Here is a 21,924-nt window from a genome sequence, read left to right as displayed (position 1 = left end):
CGTGCTGTGGAGAGAAGTGCTTGGACAGAGTGTTCATCGAAGGCCTGGAAGTCGATACGGTAATCGGCGCCTACGACTGGGAGCGGGAGATTCGCCAGTGCTTGCGCCTGGACCTGAGTCTGGCGTGGGACAACCGCCCTGCGGCCGCCACTGACGACCTCAACCTGGCCCTGTGCTACGCCACCATCACGGCGCGCATTCAGGCCTTTGCCGAACAGGCGCGGTTCGAACTGGTAGAAACCTTCGCCGAGCGCCTGGTCGCGCTGTTGATGGCCGAATTCAATATTCCCTGGATTCGCCTGAAACTGACCAAGCCGGGCGCGGTGCCGGCGGCCCGTGGTGGTGTTGGCGTGGAGATCGAGCGCGGATGTCTCTGAGCACGGTATATCTGGGGCTGGGCAGCAATGTCGAGCGCGAGCGGCACTTGTGTGCAGGCCTCGACGCGCTGGCCAGCTTTCTCGGCGACATGCATTGCTCGGCGGTATTCGAAAGCCAGGCGGTCGGGATCAAGAGTGGTCCGTTCTACAACCTGGTGGTGACCGGGCAAACCGACTTGCCGCTGCTCGAGCTGGACCGTCGACTGAAGTTGATCGAGGCGGAAAACGGTCGCTACGCGCCTGAGCGCAAGGGCTTGCCGCTGGATATCGATGTGCTGATGTATGACGATCTGCACGGTAGCTTTGATGGCCTGGAATTGCCGCGCGCTGAAATCCTCAAGAACGCCTTCGTGCTGTTGCCGCTGTCGCAGATTGGCCCTGACCTGGTGCACCCGGGTGCGGGTAAAAGCATGGCTCAGTTGTGGCAGGAGGCGAGTATTGATCAAGTGCTGGCGCCGGTGCCTTTCGAATGGCGCGGCTTGCAACTTACCCGCGCCTGAGCTTCGCCGCCGCAGCTGATATCTGGGGCCGCTACGCGGTCCCTCCCTGCTTCTACCCAGACTGACGCGATCCCTGTAGGAGCGGCCTTGTGTCGCGAAAGGGCTGCGTAGCGGCCCCAGATATCAGCTTCGCCGCCGGAATTGCCGGGCCTGCTACGCTGGCCTTTCGCGACACAAGGCCGCTCCTACAGGGGCCGCGTCAGTCGGGGGAGGCGCGGTCGGCGTGGGAGTGGCCTTGCCGGCGATCCTGCGGCGATGACCACAAGCGCTTAGTGCTCTGTGTAAGCCGTCAGCGCAGCAAGCCTCGCTGCTTTCACCGCCTCGCCCAACGCTTGCCCGGTCAGGCCTTGCTGGACCAGGTCTTTCACTTCTACGGCTTTCGCGGCTGCAGCTGCCCCGCGCAGATAGGCACTCTGCGAGCCGTCATGCAGCGAGTGTCCATGGGCAATCATCTCGCAGGCTGCGATGAAGTCTTCCAGGCGCTGCGGACGCCGATAGACGTCGAACTTCTGCAAAATATCCATTAACGTGCCGGCATCCAGTGTGGCTGCCCGTTGGTAATGGTGCTGCCATTCACCTACCAGGGAGGCGAGTTCCTGGCACTCGCGAGGTGCCTTGAAGCGTTGGCTGACGGCTTTGATGGCTGCACCCAGGTCATGGGTCAGGCAGGCCCAGCGTACGTGCAGTGGCTGTTCATGGGCTGCGGCCTGGGCCAGCACGGCCAAGGTGGCCTGGCCGCGTTCACCTGGCGTGGCAAACAGCGAATCCAGCTCTGGCAGTAGCTCTTTGAGCGCGCCGCAGGCCCGCAGCACTTCAATGAATACCTGCGGCTGATCTTCCATCAGCGCCCGTTCGATCTCCTTCCAGCTGCGTTCGGCAGTCAGCGCCTGCAGTTCACCGGACTCGGTGATCTGGCGCATCAGCTCAAGCGTCTGGGCAGCCACGGTGAAGCCCAGTGCGGCATAGCGTGCAGCAAACCGTGCAACCCGCAGCACGCGCAGGGGATCTTCGGCAAACGCTGGCGATACATGGCGCAGGATGCGCTGTTCGAGATCACTCTGGCCGTTGTAGGGATCGTACAGGTTGCCCTGCAGGTCTTCGGCCATGGCATTGATGGTCAGATCGCGGCGGATCAGATCTTCTTCGAGGGTAACCTCGGGGCTCGCGTGAAAGGTAAAGCCGCCATAACCGCGCCCGCTCTTGCGTTCGGTGCGCGCTAGGGCGTACTCCTCGCCGGTTTTCGGGTGAATGAAGACCGGGAAATCAGCACCGACCGGGCGATAGCCCAGCGCTTGCATCTGCTCGACCGTGGCACCCACCACCAGCCAGTCGACATCGCTTACCGGCAAGCCGAGCAGGCGGTCGCGCACGGCGCCGCCGACTTTGTAAATCTGCATGTAAAACCTCCATTGCTGGCGACAGGATACCCTGTCGACAGCAATGGCGGTGGCTGGGCTAGAGGTGGTGGATCACCGCCAGGTCCATCCGGCCGTAGTCGCCGGGGTCGCCGTGCTCGCCCCGTGGCGGCATGTGGTGGGTCTTCATGATCTGGTCGCCCTGCACGGTTTCCAGATGAATATCGAAGCCCCACAAACGGTGCAGGTGCTTGAGGACTTCTTCGGTGGAGTCGCCCAGTGGTTTGCGGTTGTGCTGCTGGTGACGCAGGGTCAGCGAGCGATCACCGCGCCGATCGATACTCCAGATCTGCACGTTAGGTTCGCGGTTGCCGAGGTTGTACTGCGATGCCAGTTGTTCGCGGATGGTGCGGTAGCCGTCTTCGTCGTGAATTGCAGGCACCAGCAGGTCATCACGCTGGTCGTCATCGAGGATGCTGAACAGCTTCAGGTCGCGGATAACCTTGGGCGACAGGTACTGCAGGATAAAGCTTTCGTCCTTGAAGCTGCTCATGGCGAACTTGATGGTAGACAACCAATCGCTGCCGGCAATTTCCGGGAACCAGCGGCGATCTTCCTCGGTAGGGTGTTCACACATGCGCCGGATGTCGACGTACATGGCAAAACCCAGAGCATAGGGGTTGATGCCGCTGTAATACGGGCTGTCGAAGCCTGGCTGGAACACCACGCTGGTGTGCGACTGCAGAAACTCCATCATGAAGCCTTCGGTGACCAGGCCTTCGTCGTACAGGTCATTCATCAAGGTGTAGTGCCAGAAGGTTGCCCAGCCTTCGTTCATCACCTGGGTCTGGCGCTGTGGATAGAAGTACTGGGCAATCTTGCGCACTATCCGTACTACTTCGCGCTGCCATGGCTCGAGCAGGGGGGCGTGTTTCTCGATGAAATAGAGGATGTTCTCCTGCGGTTCGGCCGGGAAGCGCGCGTCATCGCGCTCGTTGCCCTTGTCGGCGCCTTTGGGGATGGTTCGCCACAGATCGTTGATCTGCCGTTGCAGGTGCTCTTCACGGTCCTTTTGCCGGCGGCGCTCTTCCTCTGCGGAAATCGGGTAGGGGCGTTTGTAACGGTCCACGCCGTAGTTCATCAAGGCGTGGCAGGAGTCGATCAGGTCTTCCACCGCGTCGATGCCATGGCGCTCTTCACACTGGGCGATGTACTGCTTGGCGAACACCAGGTAATCGATGATCGAGCTGGCATCGGTCCAGGTGCGGAACAGATAGTTGCCCTTGAAGAAGCTGTTGTGGCCGTAGCAGGCGTGGGCGATCACCAGTGCCTGCATGCACATGGTGTTTTCTTCCATCAGGTAGGCGATGCACGGGTCGGAGTTGATCACGATCTCGTAGGCCAGGCCCATCTGGCCGCGGCTATAGGATTTCTCGGTACTGAGGAACTGCTTGCCGTAGGACCAGTGGTGGTATCCGAGCGGCATGCCGATCGAGGCGTAGGCATCCATCATCTGCTCGGCAGTGATGACCTCGATCTGGTTGGGGTAAGTGTCCAGCGCGTAACGCTCGGCCAGCCGACCGATTTCGCGGTCGTAGGTCTGGATCAGGTCGAACGTCCACTCGGACCCGGTGGATATCGGTTGGCGTCTCTGTGCTCTGGCGGTCATGTGGCTAACCTGCGCTGGAAGAGTTCACGGAAGACCGGATAGATATCACCGGCCGAGACCAACTGCTGCTGGGCAAAGGTATCCGGGAACGAATCGCCGATGCGCTCGTACTCGTACCACAGCGCCTGGTGCTCACGTGGGGTAATTTCAACGTAAGTGTAGTACTGCACATGCGGCATGATCTGCTTGGAGAGGATCTCGCGGCAGATCGGTGAATCGTCGTTCCAGTTGTCTCCGTCCGAAGCCTGCGCGGCGTAGATGTTCCAGTCGTTGGTCGGATACCGTTCGGCCATGATCTCCTGCATCAGCTTGAGCGCGCTGGAGACGATGGTGCCGCCGGTTTCGCGTGAATAGAAGAACTCTTCTTCATCGACTTCGCGGGCACTGGTGTGGTGACGGATGAACACCACGTCGATGCGGTCGTAGTTACGTTTGAGGAACAAGTACAGCAGGATGAAGAAGCGCTTGGCGATGTCCTTGGTGGCCTGGGTCATCGAGCCGGACACGTCCATCAGGCAGAACATCACCGCCTTGGAGCTGGGGCTGGGCTGCTTGACCAGCAGGTTGTACTTGAGGTCGAAGGTGTCGAGGAAGGGCAGCCGGTTGATCCGCGCGCTCAACCTCTGGATTTCGGCTTCGACTGCCTGGATGTCAGTGAAATTGTCCGGCTCTTCGATTTTCAGCCGGGCCAGTTCTGCCTTGGCCTCACGCAACAGCGCGCGGCTGCTGCCCGTCAGGGCGATGCGCCGGGCATGGGCCGAGCGCAGGGTGCGGATAATGTTGATGCGCGCCGGGTTGCCTTCGTTGCTGATCCCGGCGCGGACGGTCTTGTAGGTCTCGGTGCCGGTCAGCTGGCGTTTGACCAGATTGGGCAGCTCGAGGTCCTCGAACATGAATTCGAGAAACTCTTCCTGGGTGATCTGGAAGACGAAGTCGTCCATGCCATCGCCGGAGTTTCCCGCCTTGCCACGTCCGCCACCGCCACCGGCGCCACCTTGCGGTCGCGCGATGTGTTCACCGGCGGTGAATTCCTTGTTGCCTGGATGGACCACGGTCTGCTTGCCGCCGCGGCCATGATGAAGCACCGGTTCGTCGATATCGCGCCCGGGGATGCTGATCTGTTCGCCGTGCTCCATGTCCATGATGGAACGACGACTCACCGCCTCTTCGACGGCCTTCTTGATGTGGTCACGGTACCGGCGCAGAAAACGCTGGCGGTTGACCGTGCTCTTGTTCTTGCCGTTAAGGCGTCGGTCGATTACGTAGCTCATGGTCTCTCCGCTAACAACAGCTGCAGGCTCGAAGCTGCACGAAACAGCCACCACCAGTACCGCAGGCTGTGGCGCAGCGTCGTAACGGTGCGCTGCACAGCGTGCGGTCTGGGCCGTCTGGCTAGCCGCTTACTGCGATTTCCTGACCCGCAGGTACCATTCCGAGAGCAGGCGCACCTGCTTGTCGGTGTAGCCACGTTCCACCATCCGAGTGACGAAATCGTTGTGCTTCTGCTGGTCCTCTTTGCTGGCCTTGGCGTTGAAGCTGATGACCGGCAGCAGGTCCTCGGTGTTGGAGAACATTTTCTTCTCGATCACCACCCGCAGTTTTTCGTAGCTGAGCCAGGTTGGGTTCTTGCCGTTGTTGTTGGCGCGGGCACGCAACACGAAGTTGACGATCTCGTTGCGGAAGTCCTTCGGATTGCTGATGCCGGCCGGTTTTTCGATCTTCTCCAGCTCCTCGTTGAGGGCAATCCGATTGAGGATTTCGCCGGTTTCCGGGTCGCGGTACTCCTGATCCTGAATCCAGAAGTCTGCGTACAGCACATAGCGGTCGAAGATGTTCTGGCCGTATTCGCTGTAGGACTCGAGGTAGGCGGTCTGGATTTCCTTGCCGATGAACTCGATGTAGCGCGGTGCCAGGTACTCTTTGAGGAAGCGCAGATAGCGCTCGCGAACCTCGGCCGGGAACTGCTCCTGCTCGATCTGCTGCTCCAGCACATACAGCAGGTGTACCGGGTTGGCCGCTACCTCGTGGGCGTCGAAGTTGAATACCTTGGACAGGATCTTGAACGCGAAGCGGGTCGACAGACCGTTCATGCCCTCGTCGACGCCGGCCGAGTCGCGGTATTCCTGGATCGATTTGGCTTTCGGGTCGGTGTCCTTGAGGTTTTCGCCGTCGTAGACGCGCATCTTCGAGTAGATGTTGGAGTTTTCCGGCTCCTTGAGGCGCGACAGTACGGTGAACTGCGCCAGCATCTTCAAGGTGTCGGGCGCGCAGTGGGCCTTGGCCAGCGAGCTGTTGAACAGCAACTTGTCGTAGATCTTGATCTCATCACTGACGCGCAGGCAGTACGGCACCTTGACGATGTAGATCCGGTCGATGAACGCTTCGTTGTTCTTGTTGTTGCGGAAGGTGTGCCACTCCGATTCGTTGGAGTGAGCCAGCAGGATCCCGGAGTAGGGGATCGCACCGAGGCCTTCGGTACTGTTGTAGTTACCTTCCTGAGTAGCTGTCAGCAGTGGGTGCAGGACCTTGATCGGCGCCTTGAACATCTCGACGAATTCCATCAGGCCCTGGTTGGCCCGGCACAATGCGCCCGAGTAGCTGTACGCGTCGGCGTCGTTCTGCGGGAATTCTTCGAGCTTGCGAATATCCACCTTGCCGACCAGTGCCGAGATGTCCTGGTTGTTCTCGTCACCGGGTTCGGTCTTGGCCACGGCGATCTGATTGAGAATCGACGGGTACAGCTTGACCACCTTGAACTGGCTGATGTCGCCCCCGAACTCAGCCAGTCGCTTGGTCGCCCAGGGCGACATGATGGTATTCAGGTAACGCCGCGGGATACCGAAGTCTTCTTCGAGAATGGCGCCGTCTTCTGTCGCGTTGAACAGACCCAGGGGCGACTCGAAGACCGGCGAGCCCTTGATCGCATAGAACGGTACTTTTTCGATCAGTTGCTTGAGCTTCTCGGCCAGCGACGACTTACCGCCACCTACCGGGCCGAGCAGATAAAGGATCTGCTTCTTCTCTTCCAGACCCTGCGCAGCATGGCGGAAGTAGGAAACGATCTGGTCGATGCACTCTTCCATGCCATGGAAGTCGGCAAAGGCCGGATAGCGCCGGATCACCTTGTTGGAAAAGATGCGCGACAGCCGTGAGTTGGTGGAGGTGTCGATCACCTCTGGTTCGCCGATGGCCAGCAACAGCCGTTCGGCCGCCGAGGCGTACGCGCTGCGGTCCTGCTTGCACAGCTCCAGGTATTCCTGCAGCGACAGTTCTTCCTGACGGGTTGACTCGAAACGTTGTTGGAAGTGGCTAAAAATACTCATGACGTCACCTCGCTCGATACGTGGAGCCGACGCCGGATCAATCAGTTGATGCTGGCAGCTGCCGGATTACGCCGACCGCTGTATACCCCCCAGAACACCCTTGAAGCGCTACCGATGACCCGCACGCCGGTGTACCGGCTCTCCCCTATTTGGATGGCCTGAGCTTAAGCGTAGTTGGTTCTGCGCAAGGGCAAGGGTGCGAAGCCGAGAAGTTTGCCACGACCGTTCGTCAGGTCTGGCGCAGCCCGCACGGGGCGCGGGCTGCAGGCTAAGTGAAAATTTATTCGATGGAGCTGGTCGCGGTCTCGGCGGGGTAGGTGTTGCGCCACAGTTCAAAGCCGCCATCGAGGCTGTAGACATCGGAGAAACCCTGGCCAATCAGGTACGCGGCAGCGCTCTGGCTGGAATTGCCGTGATAGCAGACCACCACGGTAGGTTTGTCCAGATCGGCGCCGCGGATGAAGTCGCTGAGCGAGTGGTTGTCCAGGTGCTGGGCGCCATTGATGTGGCCGGCGGCGTAGGCTTGCGGGTCACGGATGTCGACCACGACTGCACCTTGCTCACGCAGGGCCTGGGCCTGCTCGGGAGGGATGCGCTTGAATTCGCTCATGGCGAGGTTCCTTCTGGGCTGATCGTTGAGTTTAGCTGACTGGCCGGCAGCCGCGGGGTGCCGTCGTCGGCGCAGTCACAGCGGTGCATTTCGCCACTGTCGACGTTGTACAGGGTCATTGCGCCGCCCCACACGCAGCCGGTGTCCAACGCCACTACGCCGGGGGCGTCAGCTTGCCCTTCGAGGGCGGCCCAGTGGCCAAAGATGATCTGCACATGCCGGGAGCGGCGGTCCTTGTGCGCGAACCAGGGCTTGTAGCCCTTGGGTGCAGTGTCCAGGCCTTCCTTGCTTTTCAGGTCGAGCTTGCCTGCGGCGGTGCAGAAGCGCATGCGGGTAAAGTAGTTGGTGATCACCCGCAGGCGATCGACCCCGCTGAGGTCCTTGCTCCACTTGTTCGGCTCGTTGCCGTACATGCCGTCCAGATAGAGTTTGAGGCGGGTGTCGTCGCGCAGGACCTGCTCGACCTCGGCAGCCAGTTCAAGGGCTTTGCCCAGGGTCCATTGAGGTGGGATGCCGGCATGCACCAGGGCAACGCCGCGCTGCTCGTCGTAGTGCAGCAGTTTTTGCCGGCGCAGCCAGTCGAGCAGTTGCTCGGCATCTGGCGCGTCGAGAATCTCGCGCAGGGTGTCGCTTTTTTTCAAGCGCTCGACGTTGTGCCAGGCCGCCAGCAGGTGCAGGTCGTGGTTACCCAGCACGCACACCAGTGAATCGCGCATGGCGTACAGGTAGCGCAGCGTTTCCAGCGACTCGGGGCCGCGGTTGACCAGGTCACCGACCAGCCATAACCGGTCGACAGCAGGATTGAAGCGCACCCGCTCGAGCAGGCACTTGAGTGGCTGCAGGCAGCCTTGCAGATCACCGACGGCGTATACAGCCATCAGTGCAGGGATCCAGGTACAGCCAGGCGGAATGGCGCAATGGCGGCATCGAAGCGTTTACCGTCTTCGGCGAACATCTGGTAGCTGCCCTGCATGGCACCGACGCGGGTGCTGATCACCGCACCGCTGCTGTAGGTGTGGCTCTGGCCGGGTGCGATCAGCGGTTGCTGGCCCACCACGCCGGCACCGCGCACTTCTTCGACTTCGCCATTGCCATTGGTGATCAGCCAGTGCCGTGACATCAGCTTGGCTGCAACCGTACCGCTGTTCTGCACGGTGATGGTGTAGGCGAACGCAAAGCGCTCGTTGTCGGGGTCGGACTGTTCTTTGAGGTAGCGGGTGACGACGCTAACGTCGATCAGGTATCGAGGGTCGGACATGCAGTGGCCTTGAGCAAACACGCGATTACGGCAGTGCATGCAGTCTAGGCTATTGGCGGGGCGGGAGGCCAGTCGTGTCGCAGCGCAGGTGCTTCAGCGGGTGTAGCGGCCTGGGCGCAAATGAGCGCGCCCAGGCCGTTAGCGGTGTTACGCGGCGCTCTGTTCGGCGAGCTTGTCGGCCAGGCGCACGAACGCGGCCAGGTCGAGCTGCTCGGGGCGCAGGCTGCCATCGACGCCGGCGGCTTCGATCTCATCATTGCTGAGCAGGGCCTTGAGCGTGTTGCGCAGAGTCTTGCGGCGCTGGTTGAAGGCTTCGCGCACTACGCGCTCGAGCAGCAGGTGATCCTTGGCCGGGTGCGGCAGGACTTCATGCGGGACCAGGCGCACGATCGCCGAGTCGACTTTCGGCGGCGGGTTGAACGCGCCGGGGCCGACGTTGAACAGGTGTTCCACCCGGCAGTGGTACTGCACCATGATCGACAGCCGGCCCCAGTCGCCGCCGCCAGGGCCTGCGGCCATGCGCTCGACCACTTCCTTTTGCAGCATGAAGTGCATGTCGCGGATCAGTCCGGCGTGGCTGAGCAGGTGGAAGATCAGCGGCGTGGAGATGTTGTACGGCAGGTTGCCGACCACTTTCAGGCTGCCGGCAGGAACACCCAGCTGGTTGAAGTCGAACTTCAGCGCATCGCCTTGATGCAGACGGAAATTGTCGTTGCCGGCGAACTTGTGTTGCAGGATCGGCACCAGGTCCTTGTCCAACTCGACGACATCCAGTTGCGCGCCGCTGCTGAGCAGGCCTTCGGTGAGGGCGCCCTGGCCTGGGCCGATTTCCAGCAGGTGCTCGCCGGGCTTGGCATGGATGGCGCGCAGGATGCGGTGGATAACACCGGCGTCATGCAGGAAGTTCTGGCCGAAGCGCTTGCGCGCGCGGTGTTGGTATTGCTCGTTCATGTGCGGTTCTCGGCCATCTGATAGGCGGTGTGTAGCGCGACGCGCAGGCTGCCGGTGTCGACCTGGCCGCTGCCGGCAAGGTCCAGGGCGGTGCCGTGATCGACCGAGGTACGGATGATCGGCAGTCCCAGGGTGACATTGACCGCTGCGCCAAAGCCCTTGTACTTGAGTACAGGCAGGCCTTGGTCGTGGTACATCGCCAGCACCGCGTCGCAGTGCTGCAGATATTTTGGGGTAAACAGGGTATCGGCCGGCAGCGGGCCGCGCAGGTCTATGCCTTCGTTGCGCAGGCGCTGCAGTGCAGGCTCGATGATGTCGATTTCTTCGCGGCCTAAATGGCCGCCTTCGCCGGCATGCGGGTTGAGGCCGCAGACCAGGATGCGCGGGTTGGCGATGCCGAACTTGTCGCGCAGGTCGGCATGCAGAATGCGCGTGACCCGCTCGAGGCGTTCAGCTGTGATGGCGTCGGCAATCTCGCGCAGCGGCAAGTGGGTGGTGACCAGGGCAACGCGCAGGTCGCCGGTGGCGAGCATCATCACCACTTGTGCGGTGTGGGTCAGTTCGGCGAGAAACTCGGTATGTCCGGAAAACGGGATACCGCTCTCGTTGATCACGCCCTTGTGCACTGGCGCGGTGATCATCCCGGCAAAGCTGCCATCAAGGCAGCCATTGCCGGCGCGGGTCAGGGTCTGCAGCACGAATGCGGCGTTGGCCTGATCGAGCTGACCGGCTACAGCCGCTGTCGCCAGCGGTGTATCCCAGACATACAGGCTGCCGGCCGGTGCTGGTTGCTCGGGCCAGTTGCCCGGCGCGACTGCCAGCAGTTCGACAGCCAGCCCCAGCTGGGTGGCCCGCTCGGCGAGCAGGTCACGGCTGGTAATGGCAATCAGGGGGTGGGGCTGGGCTTCGCTGGCGAGCAGCAGGCACAGGTCGGGACCTATGCCAGCCGGCTCGCCGGGAGTAACGGCGAAGCGCAGGGGCTTCACTGGGCGGCCTGGTCGGCGCCAGGCAGCTTGATCTCAACGTAGGCTTCGTCGCGGATCTGGCGCAGCCAGGTTTGCAGCTCTTCGTCGTATTTACGGTTGCGCAGCACGCTCAGGGCTTGCTGTTCACGGGCCTGGTCGGTGCTGTCAGTGGCGCGGCGGCCCATGACTTCAAGCACGTGCCAGCCGTACTGGGTACGGAACGGACGGGTCACTTCACCCTGTTGGGCGCGGGCCATTTCTTCGCGGAACTCAGGCACCAGGCTGTTCGGGTCGACCCAGTTGAGGTCGCCGCCGTTGAGTGCCGAGCCCGGGTCTTCCGAGAAGCTCTTGGCCAGGGTGGCGAAGTCTTCACCGTTCTTGATCCGCTCGTAGAGCTTCTCGGCCAGTTGCTCGGTGGCCGCATCGCTACGGATCTCGCTTGGCTTGATCAGGATATGGCGCACGTGCACTTCGTCACGCAGGACGTTTTCGCTGCCACCGCGCTTCTCTTCCATTTTCAGGATGAGGAAGCCGTTGGGGATGCGAATCGGCTGGGCAATCTCGCCGTTGCTGAGGCCGCTGAGCATCTTGGCGAACTCAGGTGGCAGTTGACCGGCCTTACGCCAGCCCATGTCACCGCCTTCGAGGGCGTTTTCGCTGGCCGAACGGGCGATGGCCATCTGCGCGAAATCTGCGCCTTGCTTGAGCTGCTGGTAGACCTGACCGGCTTGCTGAGCGGCCGCCTGGATTGCTGCGGAGTTGGCGCCTTCCGGGGTCGGGATGAGGATGTTGGAGAGGTGGAACTCTTCCGACAGCTGCATCTTGCCCTGGTCGGAGGCGAGGAAGTTTTTCACTTCCTGCTCGGACACCTGAATCCGCTCGGCAACCCGGCGCTGGCGCACACGGCTGATGATCATCTCGCGCTTGACCTGCTCGCGAGCATCGTCGAACGACAAGCCATCACGACGCAGCGCAGCCTGGAACTGCTCCAGCGACATGCCATTGCGCTGGGCAATGGTGCCGATGGCCTGGTTCAGCTCCTCGTCGGTGATGCGGATGCCCGAGCGTTCGCCAATCTGCAACTGCAGGTTTTCGACGATCAGGCGTTCCAGTACCTGCTGGTCCAGCGCGCCGGCTGGCGGCACGCCGCCGCCACGCTTGGCGATGGTCTGCTGGACCTCACGTACACGTTGGTCCAGTTGGCTCTTCATGACCACGTCGTTGTCGACGATGGCCACCACGCTGTCCAGCGGTTGTGGCGCGGCATGCGCCACGCCGGTCAGCAGTGCAGCGCCCAGCATCAGCGGGCGCAGACGATCAATAAGCTTGGTCTTCACGAGTACGATAACCTTGAATGCCTTGGTCGAGGAAAGATTCGACCTTGTTGCCCACGACGCCACCGAGCCCTTTCAGGACGATTTGCAGGAAGATGCCGTGGTCGCCTTTTTCGTTCTGCGGTGCTGCCTGGCTGAATTCGTCGTAATCAAGCCAGTAACGGTTGATCAGGCGCAGTTTCCAGCAGCAGTTGTCGTACTCGAACCCGCCCATGGCTTCCAGGGTACGGTTCTGGTTGTAGTCATGCTGCCAGCGAGCAATCACGTTCCACTGTGGCACGATCGGCCAGATAACCGAGAAGTCGTGCTGCTGGATCTTGTAGTAATCCTTGATGTAGTTCGGTTGGCCCGGGGTGCCGTAGTCGCCACCTGTCTGCCACGTGCCGGTCAGCGAGTCGTAGCGAATGAGGTCGTTACGATAGCGATAGCCAACGTTGACGATCTTGTTCGGGTTGTCTTCCGGCTGGTAGTGGAACATTGCGCTGCCCGAACGGGGGCTGTGGGAATCCGGGTCCCAGTTGTAGTCGGCATTCAGACGCCAGTCGCGGTTGAAGGCGAACATGTATTCCAGCGCATACGGCGATACGTTCGCCTGGGAGTAGTCGCGGCCACGCCAGTCGATGCCAGGCATCTGCACCTTGCGGTCGGCAAAGTAAACGGCCTGACCAACGCTTACGCGTTGACGCTCGAAGCCGTTCTCTTCGATCCAGCGGTTTGTGACACCGAGCGACAGCTTGTTCTCGTCGCCAATCCGGTCAGAGCCGGTGAAGCGGTTGTCGCGGAACAGCGAGGAGTAGTTGAAGTAGCTCTCATTGGTGTCGAACACCGGGATGTCTTTCTGATCTTCGTACGGGACGTAGAGATAGAACAGGCGCGGCTCGAGGGTCTGACGGTAGTCTTTACCGAACCACTGGGTGTTACGGTCGAAGTACAGGCCGCTGTCGACACTGAAGACCGGCACGTTGCGGTCCTGGCTGCTGGAGAACTCGCCACGCAGGTTACGCGTTGCTGCGCTAGCGCCGGCCAGGTCAGCCTTGCCTTGGCCATCCAGATCCAGGTCGTAGCGGGTGTAAATGTACTTGAGCGTCGGCTTGACGTAGCCGTAGCTTGCCTCCATCGGCAGGCTGACAGCCGGCGCGAAGTTGAGGCGGGTACCGTTGGCGCGGTCCAGGCCGAATACGTTTTGATCGAGTCGACGACCAGCCGCACCGGCGGAGAAGTCCGGATTACCGTCCTTGTCCCGCACGAAGTCGTTTTTCAGATCACGATCAAAGCGCACTGCCTCGGACTGGTAGGTGAACTGCAGCCCGGCAGGGTGATACGGCAGCATACCGTCGAGGGTCAGCTGCGGCAGCCGGTCGTACGGCGTAATGCGCGAAATGGTTGCCATTTCGTAAGCATGCGCGTTCAGACGAGCTACGTAGCTGTCACCGCGATAGGTGAGGGCGCCCTGCTGGTTGACGACGTCCGAAGTCTTGATACCGACCTGATCGGATTCCAGGTCCTGGAAGTAGAACGGATCGCTGATCTTGGTGTAGTCGACTTCTGCCATCAGGCGATCATCGAGGCCACCGCGGTGCTGCCAGTTGATCATGTAGCGATCTTTCTGGTAGTCGGTCTGCTTCTCGCGATCGTTGCTTTCGTCGTTCAGGTAGGCGCCACCGAACTGACCTTCGCTGGACTTGGTCAGGTAGCGGAATTCGCCTTCCATGAGCAGGCCGCGTTTGGTCATGTAGCGCGGGTACAACGTGGCGTCGTAGTTCGGCGCCAGGTTGAAGTAGTACGGCGTGACCAGCATGAAGCCGGTGTCGCTGCTGGAGCTGAACGACGGCGGCAGGAAGCCGGACTGGCGACGGTCATCGATCGGGAAGTAGATGTACGGTGTGTAGAACACCGGGAAATCCTTGACCCGCAGGGTGACGTTGGTCGCAGTACCGAAGCCGGTGGCCGGGTTCAAGGTAATGTTGTTGCCCTTCAGCTGCCAGGCGTTGCTGTTCGGCTCACAGGTGGTATAGGTACCGTCCTTGAGGCGAATGATGGCGTTCTCGGCGCGTTTGGCGTACAGGGCGTTACCGCGAATGCGCGATTTGTGCATCACGTATTCGGCGTTGTCGACCTGTGCTTCACCGGTGTCGAGCTGAATCTGCCCGGCATCACCGACTACCAGCGACCCGTTGTCACGGATCTTGACGTTGCCCTTGAGCTCGCCCCGGTTTTCGGCCTGGTAAAGGTTGGCTTCATCAGCCTCGACCTGCATGCTGCCCTGGCGCATGACCACGTCACCGGCGAGGGTAGCGATCTGCTGCTCCTGCTGGTACTTGGAGACCTTGGCGTTGATGTAGGTCGGCGACTCGTCCTTGGGCGTGGTGTCATCCATGCCAGGGCGAGTCGGCTCGATGTAGGCACCGGCGCAATACGGGCCGGTCTCGGCCAGCTGGGCAGCCGTGAGCTTTTCGCGCGGGACCCAGTCGAGGTGACTGTAGTCTTCGCTGCGCGTTTTCAGGCCGCGGCCCTTGCTCTCGGTAACCAGCATTGGCGCGGGTTCGCCGTCGACGGTGGCTTGCTCAGCCTTGCCTTCGCCGGTCGAACTGAGCGCCGCACCATCATGCACAGGGCGTGGTGGCAGGCTGTTGGCTGGCGTCTTGGGCTTGCAGTCCCAACCACCGGAGGCGGACACTTGGCAGTCAAACTGCTCGGCTGCCACCACGTACGAGGTGGCCAGTGGTTGCAGTACCAGCAAACTGCCTGTTACCAGCAACGGAAACTTTCTACGAAACGTGGGGGATTTCAATGCCATCTTATTAGTCCGGGCTTCCTGCGTGCCATCTGCCCGCGTGTGGGGCCGCACGCCTCTCGATGGTCTGAAAAAGATGCTGGATAATAAAGCATGACCCGCTTGACGGCTAGGGCCGTCGGAGACCCTTGTAATGCCCGAACACGATCTTCGTCTAGAACTGCTCCAGGCCTGGCTCCAGGAACAGCTGCTCAACCTGTTTCAACACAACGGCTGGGGCGACGTGCCAGCAGGCACGCTGACCGCCGCCAGCAGTGACGCGAGCTTCCGCCGCTACTTCCGCTGGCAGGCCGGTGAGCGCAGTTTCGTGGTCATGGATGCGCCACCGCCGCAGGAAAATTGCGCACCGTTCGTTGCCATCGATCATTTGTTGGCCAGTGCCGGCGTGCACGTGCCGACCATTCATGCCCAAGACCTGGCACGTGGCTTCCTGCTGCTGGGCGATCTGGGCCACCAGACATACCTGGACATCATTGACCAGGACAACGCCGACGGCCTGTTCGCCGACGCCATCGACGCCCTGCTGGCCCTGCAGCGGCTGCCGTTGGACGCAGCGCTGCCGAGCTACGACGACGCCTTGCTGCGCCGCGAGCTTGAGCTGTTCCCCGAGTGGTACGTGGGCCGCGAGCTGGGCGTCAGCCTGAGTGCCGAGCAGCAGGCCAGCTGGCAGCGGGTCAGCCAGCTGTTGATCGACAGCGCGCTGGCCCAGCCAAAAGTGCTGGTGCACCGCGACTACATGCCGCGCAACCTGATGCACAGTGCGCCCAACCCTGGCGTGCTGGATTTTCAGGATGCGGTCTATGGCCCGGTCACCTACGACATCACCTGCCTGTTCAAGGACGCCTTCCTCAGCTGGCCGCAAGCGCGAGTCGAAGGCTGGCTAGGTGATTACTGGGAGAAGGCGCGGGTTGCCGGCATCCCTGTGCAGGCTGAGTTCGAGGCGTTCCACCGCGCCAGTGACCTGATGGGTGTGCAGCGCCACCTCAAGGTCATCGGTATTTTCGCGCGCATCTGCCACCGCGACGGCAAACCGCGCTACCTCACCGACGTGCCACGCTTCTTTGCTTATATAGACGAAGTGATTGCACGCCGACCCGAGTTGGCGGAACTGGGCAGCCTGATCGCACAACTGCAGGCGGGCCGATGAAGGCGATGATTCTGGCCGCAGGCAAGGGCGAGCGCATGCGCCCGCTGACACTGCACACCCCGAAACCGCTGGTGCCGGTCGCCGGTCAGCCGTTGATCGAGTATCACCTGCGCGCGCTGGCGGCTGCCGGTGTGACCGAGGTGGTGATCAATCATGCCTGGCTCGGCCAGCAGATCGAAGACCACCTTGGCGATGGCAGCCAGTTCGGCTTGAACGTTCGCTACTCGGCCGAGGGCGAGCCACTGGAAACCGGCGGCGGCATCTTCAAGGCGCTGCCGCTGCTTGGAGATGCGCCGTTCATTCTTGTCAACGGCGATGTCTGGACCGATTTCGACTTCAGCCGTTTGCGCGCGCCGAGCAAGGCGTTGGCGCATCTGGTGCTGGTGGATAACCCCGGGCACCACGGCCGTGGCGATTTCCGCCTGCAAGGTGAGCGGGTGATCGATGGCGACGATACCCCAGGCACGCTGACGTTCAGTGGGGTGTCTGTACTGGACCCAGCATTGTTCGCCGGTTGCCAGGCGGGCGCGTTCAAGCTGGCGCCGCTGCTGCGTGCGGCGATGGCGCAGGGCCAGGTCAGCGGTGAACATCATCAGGGCCATTGGGTCGATGTCGGTACGCTCGAGCGGCTTGCCGAAGTCGAGCGCCTGATCGGCGAGCGCGCCTGACATGTGGTGGCCGAGCACAGTGATTGGTGCCGGGGCAGGCTTTGCAGTGGCCAGTATTCCTGGTGCGCTGCTGGGAGCCTTGCTGGGTCAGGCCATGGACCGGCGTTTGCGCCTGCAGGGTTGGGCGGACTGTCGCGAGCGCCTGAGCGGGCGCCCGCCGTTGCGTGATGACGAGCTGTTGTTTGTGTTGCTTGGGCGTTTGGCCAAAAGCGACGGCAGGGTAGCACCAGGGCATATCCAGCAGGCGCGCCAGGAGATGGCCCGCCTGGCGCTGGCCGAGCCGGCGCGGTTGCGAGCGATTGCCGCGTTCAATCGCGGCAAGGCTGGCAAGGACCGCTTCAGCCATCACCTGCAGCGCATCAAGCAGCAGCCGCACGCTGCCGAAGGCACCTTGCGCGCCTGTTGGCGAATGGTCTGGGCCGATGGCCGGGCTGGCGCCAATGAGCGTGATCTGGTGCTGAGCTGGGGGCAGCAGTTGGGCCTGAGCCGGCGCGAGGCGCAGGCGTTGTCGCTTGAGTACGAGCCGCGTAAAGCCGGGGTCGAGGGCAGCACGCTGACCTATGCTGGCGCCCTGCGCTTGCTCGGCGTGGCTGCCGATACCGAGGCCGACCAGGTCAAGCAGGCCTACCGACGCCTGCTCAGCCGCCATCATCCGGACAAACTGGTTGGCAACGGCGCCAGCGAGGCGCAGGTGCGCCAGGCAACCGAGACCACCCGCGAGCTGCACCAGGCCTATGCACTGGTGCGCAAGCGCCGCGGTTTGTAGCCGCGGCCAGGGTTTATTCCTGCGGGCTGAGCCAGCCGCGTACGCGGCGGAACAGTTGCTCCTGCTCTGCTGCCTTGTTGCCGGGCATGGCGATCAGCGACAGTTGCCGGTACTGGCTGCCTGGCTGACGCTTGCTGGCCTGCAGGCGCAGCTGCGCGGCGCGTTGGTCTGCGCTGCGGGTGGCGAAATACAGGTCGGCAACCGGCACCTTCAGCGTGGGCGTCAGGCTGAGCAGATCATGCTCGACCCGCGCCGGCGTCTGCGCCGCCACCATCACCAGTTTCTGCACCTGCGGCGGCTGCTTTTCGCTGAGGTAACGCGCTGCCCAGTAAGCGCCACTGCCGTTGCCAAGCAAAACGATGCTGCGCGCTTTCTGGCTTTGGGCGTAGGCCACGGCAGCGTCCAGGCGGGCGAAGATACGCTCGGCATCGGCCTGATCGTTCTGTTCGCTGGCGTCGACTGCATCGGTGCTCTGCGCCGTGTCGGGGTCGGCTGCGGTGGCCTGGGCGACGTTGGCGTTGGCATCGACCGGGGTGTCCTGCACGGCAGCAACCTCGCCGTTGGCTTTTTCGGCGGGCGCCGCTGGTGTTGCCTCGACCCGCGCCTGCGGGCTGTCGGCAAGCAGGTCAGGCAGGCTGATGCTCAGGCTGTGCCAGCCGGCATCGGGAAATTTATTACGCAGCGGGCCGACGGTATTGGGCCAGTCGGCGTTCTCGCCAGCGCCGGGGAGGATGATCAGCGCGCCTTGCGGGTTGCTGTCGTTGGCCGGCTTCCACAGGGCCAGAAAGCTGTCGCTGCCCGCCTGGAGCATCTGCTGCTCGGCCTTGGGCACGCGCCGTTCGAGCGCTTGCGCGTCTTCCTGGCTGCGTTCGAGCAACACCGGGCGCACAATCGGCGCCGCGGCGGCTGCATCGGCCGGGGCGGCAGGTTCGGCGGCCGCTGCCTGGGCTGCCAGCGGCAGGAGTGAGCTGAGGCAGATCATTGCCAGCTGCGTGCGATAAAGTGTCAACATGAATCAACCCAAAGCCAGAATGATACCGGCAGCCTAATAGTATTTTGTCCGCGACGGCCACGGCTGGTGGTCGCGCTTGCCAAGTCGAGCGTATAGATGAAGCGAATGCGTCGCCTGTTGGTTATCGGCTGCCTGTGCCTGCCCTTGATCGCCCTGGCACGGCCTGCTGCGGTGCCGACGGTGGCGCTGGAGCCGGTGCAGCAACAATGGCTGGAACAGCACCGCAGCCTGCGCGTGGGCCTGGTGCTGCAGGCGCCTTATGCGCAGTTCGACCGGCGCCTGCAGCAGCTGTATGGGGCCAACGTCGAATTGGTCACCTGGCTGGCGCAAGCGCTCGGCCTGGACCTGACCTGGCGCAACTTCGCTGACCAGGCAGCGCTTGAACATGCCCTCACGGCCGGCGAGATCGACTTCGCCCCAGGCCTCACGCAGACCCCGGCCAGCCTGCGCTTGTGGCTATTCAGCGACCCATACATGCGCGTGCCGCAGCTGGTGGTCGGTCCGCGCAGCGGCGCGGTGGCGGTCGAACTGGAGAAACTTGAACCCAGCGAACGGGTAGTGGTGCGCATGCCCAGCCCGCTGGCCGATTACCTGCGCAGCAACTACACCCACCTCAATCTGCAAGGCGTGCCCAACGAGCGCCAGGCGTTGCAAGCCTTGCTCGGGGCGCAGGCGAGCTTTGCGGTGGTCGACGAAGCGCAGCTCAGCCGCCTGTCGCGCGAAAGCGAGTTCAGCGATCTCGTCGTGGTCGGTGACATCGGCTTGCCGCAGCTGCTGCGGATCGGTTCGCGGCGTGACTGGCCGCTGTTGGCCGATGTGCTCGAGCGCGGGCTGCAGGCGATGCCTGCCAAGCAGCTGGAGCAGTTGCACCAGCGCTGGCTGCAGCCCAAGTACCCGCGCCTGAGCGAGAGCGCGGGGTTCTGGCAGAACCTGGGGCTGTTGTTTGGGCTGCTGTTGCTGTGTGCCATAGCCACCTTGCTCTGGCAGCGCCGTGAGCAGCGCCAGCTCGAACGCAGCCTGTTGCAAGCGCGCGAAGCTCTGGCCGAGCGCCACGGCCGCGAACAGGCGCTGCGCCTGAGCCAGTTTTCCATCGACCACAGCACCGTCGGTATCCTCTGGATCAACTGGGACAGCCATGTGCGCTACGCCAACCACGCGGCCGAGGGCATGCTTGGCTACGCCGAAGGGCAATTGCTGGACCGGCCGCTGCGTGACTTCGAGCCGAACCTGGACATGGACCGTTGGCTGGAGCTGTGGCGGCGGGTGCGGGCTGGCAACGGTGGCGCCGAGCAGTTCGAGAGTCAGTGCCGATGTGCCGACGGCAGCGTGCTGCCGGTCGATCTGTCGCTGAGTTTTTTGCGCTTTCGCGATGCCGAATACCTGGTGATGTTCCTCACCGACGTCACCGAACGGCGGCGCACCGTGGCGGCTCTGCGCGAAAGCGAAGCGCAGCTCAAGGGTATTGCCGGTAACGTACCGGGGCTGGTGTTTCGGCTCGAGCGCAACCCTGCTGCCGGCGAGCTGGAATTCCCCTACATCAGCGAGGGCAGCGAAGCCCTGGTCGGCTACGCCCCGGCAGCCATCCAGCATCCGCAGATGGGCTTGCGCAACCTGGTCCATCCGGATGACCGCAGTGATTACCATCGGGTCCAGGACCTGGCCCTGGCCAACAATCAGGACTGGTCGTGGCAGGGGCGCATCGTCACCCGCCAGGGCGAGCAGCGCTGGGCTGACATCAAGGCCAGTACCCGGCGCCTGGCCGACGGCCGTGTGGTCTGGGATGGTGTGGTCTGGGATATCACCCAGAGCAAACGCGCCGAGCTGGCCCTGGCCCGCTCCGAGGGGCAGCTGCGCGAGTTGTCTGCCCACCTTGAGAGCGTGCGCGAAGAAGAAAAGGCCCGCATCGCTCGCGAGGTACACGATGAACTGGGGCAGATGCTGACCGTGCTCAAGCTCGAAGTGTCGATGTGCGAGCTGGCCTATGCCGAGCTCGACCCTGGCCTGCATGAGCGCCTGGCGAGCATGAAGCGCTTGATCGCGCAGTTGTTCCAGTTGGTGCGTGATGTCGCCACCGCCCTGCGCCCGCCGATCCTTGATGCCGGCATCGCCTCGGCCATTGAATGGCAGGCGCGCCGCTTCGAAGCGCGCACGCAAATACCCTGTCTGGTACAGGTGCCGGATAATCTGCCAGCATTGAGCGATGCCAAGGCCACCGGGCTGTTTCGGATTCTGCAGGAGGCGCTGACCAACGTGATGCGCCATGCCCAGGCGCACACCGTGCAGATCGAGCTACTGCGTACCGGCGGCACCCTGCGCCTGAGTGTGATCGACGACGGTGTCGGTTTTTGCCCCGATCAACCCAGACCGACCTCGTTTGGCCTGGTCGGCATGCGTGAGCGGGTATTGATGCTGGGCGGCAGCATGACCCTGGACAGTGAACCCGGCGAGGGCAGCAGCCTGAGCGTCAGTATCCCTCTGGATTAGGAGACAAGCGTGATTCGAGTGCTGGTGGCAGAAGACCACACCATTGTCCGTGAGGGCATCAAGCAACTGATCGGCCTGGCCAAGGACATGCAGGTGGTGGCCGAGGCGGGCAATGGCGAGCAGTTGCTGGATGCGTTGCGCCACACCCCGTGCGAAGTGGTTTTGCTGGATATTTCCATGCCAGGGGTCAATGGCCTGGAGGCGATCCCGCGCATCCGTGCCCTGAACAACCCGCCGGCAATTCTCATGCTGTCGATGCATGACGAGGCGCAAATGGCTGCGCGGGCGTTGAAGGCCGGCGCCGCCGGCTACGCGACCAAGGACAGCGACCCGGCCCTGTTGTTGACGGCCATCCGCCGGGTCGCGGGAGGAGGGCGATACATCGACCCTGCGCTGGCTGACCGGATGGTCTTCGAGGTCGGCCTGACCGACACCCGGCCGCTGCATACGCTGCTGTCGGAGCGCGAGTTTTCGGTGTTCGAGCGCCTCGCCCAGGGCGCCAACGTCAATGACATCGCGCTGCAGCTGGCACTGTCGAGCAAGACCATCAGCACCCACAAGGCGCGGCTGATGCAGAAGCTCAAGGTCAACTCACTGGCCGAGCTGGTCAAGTACGCCATGGAGCACAAGCTGGTGTGACTGTTCTGCCGACGACGTCGGCAGTCACCCGCGCACCTGACACTGCAAGCAGCGCATGCGGCACGTGCCGCG

General features: G+C 62.6%; 19 protein-coding genes. 7 read left to right on the top strand and 12 right to left on the bottom strand.

The genetic code is table 11. From position 1 onward, the window contains the following. Window positions 1-20 precede the first annotated feature (20 nt). Together folB and folK are read left to right on the top strand one after the other, a co-directional pair. Window positions 21-377, top strand: coding sequence for a dihydroneopterin aldolase (gene folB / locus ACQZ2L_RS14670; RefSeq protein ID WP_101322398.1), 357 nt, complete (start codon window positions 21-23; stop codon window positions 375-377). After that, window positions 368-877, top strand: coding sequence for a 2-amino-4-hydroxy-6-hydroxymethyldihydropteridine diphosphokinase (gene folK / locus ACQZ2L_RS14665; protein ID WP_430326729.1), 510 nt, complete (start codon window positions 368-370; stop codon window positions 875-877). Before folB ends, folK begins: the two co-directional genes overlap by 10 nt. A 269-nt stretch (window positions 878-1,146) precedes the next feature. On the opposite strand, the gene ACQZ2L_RS14660 is transcribed toward folK, so the two are convergent. The 11 genes from ACQZ2L_RS14660 to ACQZ2L_RS14610 form a co-directional block, all read right to left on the bottom strand. Further along, the gene (locus ACQZ2L_RS14660; RefSeq protein WP_430326728.1) at window positions 1,147-2,274 is read right to left on the bottom strand and encodes a multifunctional CCA addition/repair protein; all 1,128 of its coding nucleotides are present in this window, start codon (window positions 2,272-2,274) and stop codon (window positions 1,147-1,149) included. Window positions 2,275-2,332: 58 nt separating this feature from the next. After that, on the bottom strand, window positions 2,333-3,901 hold the full coding sequence (locus ACQZ2L_RS14655) for a SpoVR family protein (RefSeq protein WP_430326727.1): 1,569 nt from the start codon (window positions 3,899-3,901) through the stop codon (window positions 2,333-2,335). Then, a complete protein-coding gene (locus ACQZ2L_RS14650; protein WP_430326726.1) occupies window positions 3,898-5,172 on the bottom strand; it encodes a YeaH/YhbH family protein in 1,275 nt (424 codons plus the stop codon). Before ACQZ2L_RS14650 ends, ACQZ2L_RS14655 begins: the two co-directional genes overlap by 4 nt. A gap of 129 nt (window positions 5,173-5,301) precedes the next feature. Then, entirely contained in the window at window positions 5,302-7,224 is a 1,923-nt protein-coding gene (locus ACQZ2L_RS14645) for a PrkA family serine protein kinase (protein WP_103435196.1), read from the bottom strand. A 280-nt stretch (window positions 7,225-7,504) separates the two neighbouring features. Continuing rightward, window positions 7,505-7,834: a thiosulfate sulfurtransferase GlpE gene (gene glpE, locus ACQZ2L_RS14640; RefSeq protein ID WP_430326725.1), complete on the bottom strand. Its 330-nt coding sequence runs from the start codon at window positions 7,832-7,834 to the stop codon at window positions 7,505-7,507. Beyond that, window positions 7,831-8,712: a symmetrical bis(5'-nucleosyl)-tetraphosphatase gene (locus ACQZ2L_RS14635; protein WP_430326724.1), complete on the bottom strand. Its 882-nt coding sequence runs from the start codon at window positions 8,710-8,712 to the stop codon at window positions 7,831-7,833. Before ACQZ2L_RS14635 ends, glpE begins: the two co-directional genes overlap by 4 nt. Beyond that, the gene (gene apaG / locus ACQZ2L_RS14630) at window positions 8,712-9,092 is read right to left on the bottom strand and encodes a Co2+/Mg2+ efflux protein ApaG (RefSeq protein WP_181107994.1); all 381 of its coding nucleotides are present in this window, start codon (window positions 9,090-9,092) and stop codon (window positions 8,712-8,714) included. The genes ACQZ2L_RS14635 and apaG overlap by 1 nt, the downstream gene beginning before the upstream one ends. Before the next feature lie 147 nt (window positions 9,093-9,239). Next, window positions 9,240-10,043, bottom strand: coding sequence for a 16S rRNA (adenine(1518)-N(6)/adenine(1519)-N(6))-dimethyltransferase RsmA (rsmA, locus tag ACQZ2L_RS14625; protein WP_430326723.1), 804 nt, complete (start codon window positions 10,041-10,043; stop codon window positions 9,240-9,242). Next, window positions 10,040-11,029, bottom strand: a complete 990-nt coding sequence (gene pdxA, locus ACQZ2L_RS14620; protein WP_430326722.1) for a 4-hydroxythreonine-4-phosphate dehydrogenase PdxA — start codon at window positions 11,027-11,029, stop codon at window positions 10,040-10,042. The genes rsmA and pdxA overlap by 4 nt, the downstream gene beginning before the upstream one ends. Beyond that, window positions 11,026-12,345 carry a peptidylprolyl isomerase SurA gene (gene surA, locus ACQZ2L_RS14615; protein WP_430326721.1) on the bottom strand — a complete coding sequence of 440 codons (1,320 nt, stop codon included), beginning with the start codon at window positions 12,343-12,345 and terminating at the stop codon, window positions 11,026-11,028. The genes pdxA and surA overlap by 4 nt, the downstream gene beginning before the upstream one ends. Then, window positions 12,326-15,139, bottom strand: a complete 2,814-nt coding sequence (locus tag ACQZ2L_RS14610) for an LPS-assembly protein LptD (protein WP_430326720.1) — start codon at window positions 15,137-15,139, stop codon at window positions 12,326-12,328. The genes surA and ACQZ2L_RS14610 overlap by 20 nt, the downstream gene beginning before the upstream one ends. A 130-nt stretch (window positions 15,140-15,269) precedes the next feature. Here ACQZ2L_RS14610 and ACQZ2L_RS14605 point away from each other — a divergent pair, with 130 nt between their 5' ends. The 3 genes from ACQZ2L_RS14605 to ACQZ2L_RS14595 are packed head-to-tail and all read left to right on the top strand — an operon-like array spanning window position 15,270 to window position 17,717. Further along, window positions 15,270-16,283 carry an aminoglycoside phosphotransferase family protein gene (locus tag ACQZ2L_RS14605; RefSeq protein WP_430326719.1) on the top strand — a complete coding sequence of 338 codons (1,014 nt, stop codon included), beginning with the start codon at window positions 15,270-15,272 and terminating at the stop codon, window positions 16,281-16,283. After that, window positions 16,280-16,951 carry an N-acetylmuramate alpha-1-phosphate uridylyltransferase MurU gene (gene murU / locus ACQZ2L_RS14600; protein WP_430326718.1) on the top strand — a complete coding sequence of 224 codons (672 nt, stop codon included), beginning with the start codon at window positions 16,280-16,282 and terminating at the stop codon, window positions 16,949-16,951. The genes ACQZ2L_RS14605 and murU overlap by 4 nt, the downstream gene beginning before the upstream one ends. A 1-nt stretch (window position 16,952) precedes the next feature. Continuing rightward, the gene (locus ACQZ2L_RS14595) at window positions 16,953-17,717 is read left to right on the top strand and encodes a TerB family tellurite resistance protein (protein WP_430326717.1); all 765 of its coding nucleotides are present in this window, start codon (window positions 16,953-16,955) and stop codon (window positions 17,715-17,717) included. Between the two features lie 13 nt (window positions 17,718-17,730). Here ACQZ2L_RS14595 and ACQZ2L_RS14590 read toward each other — a convergent pair whose 3' ends face one another. Then, on the bottom strand, window positions 17,731-18,729 hold the full coding sequence (locus tag ACQZ2L_RS14590) for an alpha/beta hydrolase family protein (protein ID WP_430326716.1): 999 nt from the start codon (window positions 18,727-18,729) through the stop codon (window positions 17,731-17,733). Window positions 18,730-18,825: 96 nt separating this feature from the next. On the opposite strand from ACQZ2L_RS14590, the gene ACQZ2L_RS14585 reads away from it, so the two are divergent. Then, a complete protein-coding gene (locus ACQZ2L_RS14585; protein WP_430326715.1) occupies window positions 18,826-21,213 on the top strand; it encodes a PAS domain-containing sensor histidine kinase in 2,388 nt (795 codons plus the stop codon). A gap of 9 nt (window positions 21,214-21,222) precedes the next feature. After that, the gene (locus ACQZ2L_RS14580; protein WP_103435186.1) at window positions 21,223-21,852 is read left to right on the top strand and encodes a response regulator; all 630 of its coding nucleotides are present in this window, start codon (window positions 21,223-21,225) and stop codon (window positions 21,850-21,852) included. The last annotated feature ends 72 nt before the right edge of the window (window positions 21,853-21,924 follow it).

It is taken from the genome of Pseudomonas shirazensis, from assembly GCF_050496565.1.
Classification (GTDB): Bacteria; Pseudomonadota; Gammaproteobacteria; order Pseudomonadales; family Pseudomonadaceae; genus Aquipseudomonas; species Aquipseudomonas shirazensis_A.
Note: the sequence above shows the minus strand (reverse complement) of the source record. Positions and strands in the feature narration are given on the sequence as shown.

Excerpts from the sequence above, each read along its gene's own strand:
- ACQZ2L_RS14650 (WP_430326726.1), bottom strand. The coding sequence starts at position 5,172 with ATGAGCTACGTAATCGACCGACGCCTTAACGGCAAGAACAAGAGCACG.
- ACQZ2L_RS14605 (WP_430326719.1), top strand. The coding sequence starts at position 15,270 with ATGCCCGAACACGATCTTCGTCTAGAACTGCTCCAGGCCTGGCTCCAG.
- murU (WP_430326718.1), top strand. The coding sequence starts at position 16,280 with ATGAAGGCGATGATTCTGGCCGCAGGCAAGGGCGAGCGCATGCGCCCG.
- ACQZ2L_RS14585 (WP_430326715.1), top strand. The coding sequence starts at position 18,826 with ATGAAGCGAATGCGTCGCCTGTTGGTTATCGGCTGCCTGTGCCTGCCC.
- ACQZ2L_RS14635 (WP_430326724.1), bottom strand. The coding sequence starts at position 8,712 with ATGGCTGTATACGCCGTCGGTGATCTGCAAGGCTGCCTGCAGCCACTC.
- folK (WP_430326729.1), top strand. The coding sequence starts at position 368 with ATGTCTCTGAGCACGGTATATCTGGGGCTGGGCAGCAATGTCGAGCGC.
- ACQZ2L_RS14645 (WP_103435196.1), bottom strand. The coding sequence starts at position 7,224 with ATGAGTATTTTTAGCCACTTCCAACAACGTTTCGAGTCAACCCGTCAG.
- ACQZ2L_RS14655 (WP_430326727.1), bottom strand. The coding sequence starts at position 3,901 with ATGACCGCCAGAGCACAGAGACGCCAACCGATATCCACCGGGTCCGAG.
- rsmA (WP_430326723.1), bottom strand. The coding sequence starts at position 10,043 with ATGAACGAGCAATACCAACACCGCGCGCGCAAGCGCTTCGGCCAGAAC.
- ACQZ2L_RS14660 (WP_430326728.1), bottom strand. The coding sequence starts at position 2,274 with ATGCAGATTTACAAAGTCGGCGGCGCCGTGCGCGACCGCCTGCTCGGC.
- ACQZ2L_RS14610 (WP_430326720.1), bottom strand. The coding sequence starts at position 15,139 with ATGGCATTGAAATCCCCCACGTTTCGTAGAAAGTTTCCGTTGCTGGTA.
- ACQZ2L_RS14590 (WP_430326716.1), bottom strand. The coding sequence starts at position 18,729 with ATGTTGACACTTTATCGCACGCAGCTGGCAATGATCTGCCTCAGCTCA.
- ACQZ2L_RS14595 (WP_430326717.1), top strand. The coding sequence starts at position 16,953 with ATGTGGTGGCCGAGCACAGTGATTGGTGCCGGGGCAGGCTTTGCAGTG.
- glpE (WP_430326725.1), bottom strand. The coding sequence starts at position 7,834 with ATGAGCGAATTCAAGCGCATCCCTCCCGAGCAGGCCCAGGCCCTGCGT.
- apaG (WP_181107994.1), bottom strand. The coding sequence starts at position 9,092 with ATGTCCGACCCTCGATACCTGATCGACGTTAGCGTCGTCACCCGCTAC.